The organism is Pedobacter sp. 05L430, from assembly GCF_056397585.1.
Genome location: NZ_JBFTNT010000489.1, coordinates 1 through 1748, shown reverse-complemented (window position 1 = coordinate 1748; position 1748 = coordinate 1). Strand labels below are relative to the sequence as shown.

At 35.9% G+C, this 1748-nt stretch carries 1 protein-coding gene; it reads right to left on the bottom strand.

Features of this window, described 5'->3' with window-relative positions; translation table 11 throughout:
* A partial coding sequence (locus AC1DG9_RS26700; protein ID WP_477635649.1) for an outer membrane beta-barrel protein occupies positions 1-1748 on the bottom strand: 1748 nt, incomplete at both ends.

Genomic DNA, 1748 nt, shown 5'->3' with positions numbered 1-1748 from the left:
AGATAACGATTTCAATTCCATATTCACCCCTATATTCTGAAAGAAATTAAGTCCCTTATTGTTATTTTTCACATTATCAGTAAAAATTACTGAATTATTGAGCCCTATATTTCCACCTATTGAAACCATATACTTACGGTTGCCAAAAGGTAAACCGATTGTATAATTGCTATTAATATTATAATTACCATTCACATTCACATACCGAGTTTCCTGCTTTAAGCTATTTAAAGTATCCTTAATCAGGATAGTATTGCTTACCACCTCATTCTGTGTGGTACTGGCATTTACACCAATCTGCAATGCCTTTCCGCTGGTAATTCCAAACAAGCTATAACTAACATTTGCATTATGGTTGAATGACGTTTTCAATTCTGGATTACCAATAATCACATTCTGCAAGTTCCTGGTATCGGGCACAGGCTGCAGCTGATCAAACCTTGGCGCATTACTACTCCCGCTATAATTCATATTTACCGATTGCGTTTTAGAAATAACATAGCTAAAGTTTCCAGATGGAGATGAATTGAATGTCTTTTGATTAATCTTATCGGTTCTGCCCTCATAACTACCCGTCAAAATGCTTGGTTGCAATGTAAAACCAATTCCATAGTTAATCTTAGATGAATTATACCTATAACCTCCCCTAATGTTCTGATTGATAAACATTGAGGTATAAGCATTACTTAAAGAATCAATAAAGCTTATTTTACCATTTATATCTTTAACCCGTGTTTCTAATTCATTATTGTTAGAACTCACACTAAATGAATAAGAAAACTCTATACTTTTCTGTATGGTATCCTTCGGATTACCCAATGTCCTGGAATAGTTAAAACCCGCATTTATTGCCCTGTCTCCATTTCTGGTTTTAACCAACCGGTTTAATAAAGAGTCCTTAACCTTTTCATTTGTATCCTTATCATAATAATCGATATCAGTAAGAATATCCTGATTCCCTTTACTACCACCTGCCCGGCCAGAAAAATTAAGTGATGCTCTCCCCTTTTTATCTTTACCCCCCAAACCCAGACTCACATTTATATTTACATTTGGGCTATTCTGTTTCGAAGTGCTGCTGGTAAATAAATCCTGACGGATTACTCCAGTCTGCAAAGATGATGAAGTATTCTCTGAATTATTGTTTGACAACCCTGCATCTAAATTACCAGCAAAAAACTTACCTGTTTCCTCGCTGTTAAGCCCTAAATTTAAATTATGATTACCATTCCCCGCATTAAACTTATCCTCATTAACACTATTTATAGTTCCCAAACTATTAGCGCTTTGAATATTGTTAAAATTTGTACCACCATAAGTGCCATTACCCATGTTATAACCAGATCTTAAGTAAAGTTTTTTGCCGATTTTATCAGAAAAACTCGCTGCGCCATTAGCACTGTTATTGACCTGGGCATCATTACTTGTATTATTAAAAGAACCACCACCACTCATCTGCTTACGCCCCTTCCAGACATTAGCATTCCCGTTTAAACCGTAACTATTACTTGTTGCAGCGCTGGTACTAACGTTTGCAAATGTCCCCTTATCTCTCCCTGGTTTGGTAACCAGATTTAATATCTTTCTAGGCTGTCCCACTTTTATTCCGGTAAAATTAGCTTCATCGCCATAGTCATCAATTACCTGAACGTGAGAAAATATGCTCGATGGCAATTTTTTAATGAACTCAGCAACATTACTGGTAAAAAAATCCTTGCCATTTACCCTAAGTCTGGTAAGTTCCTTAC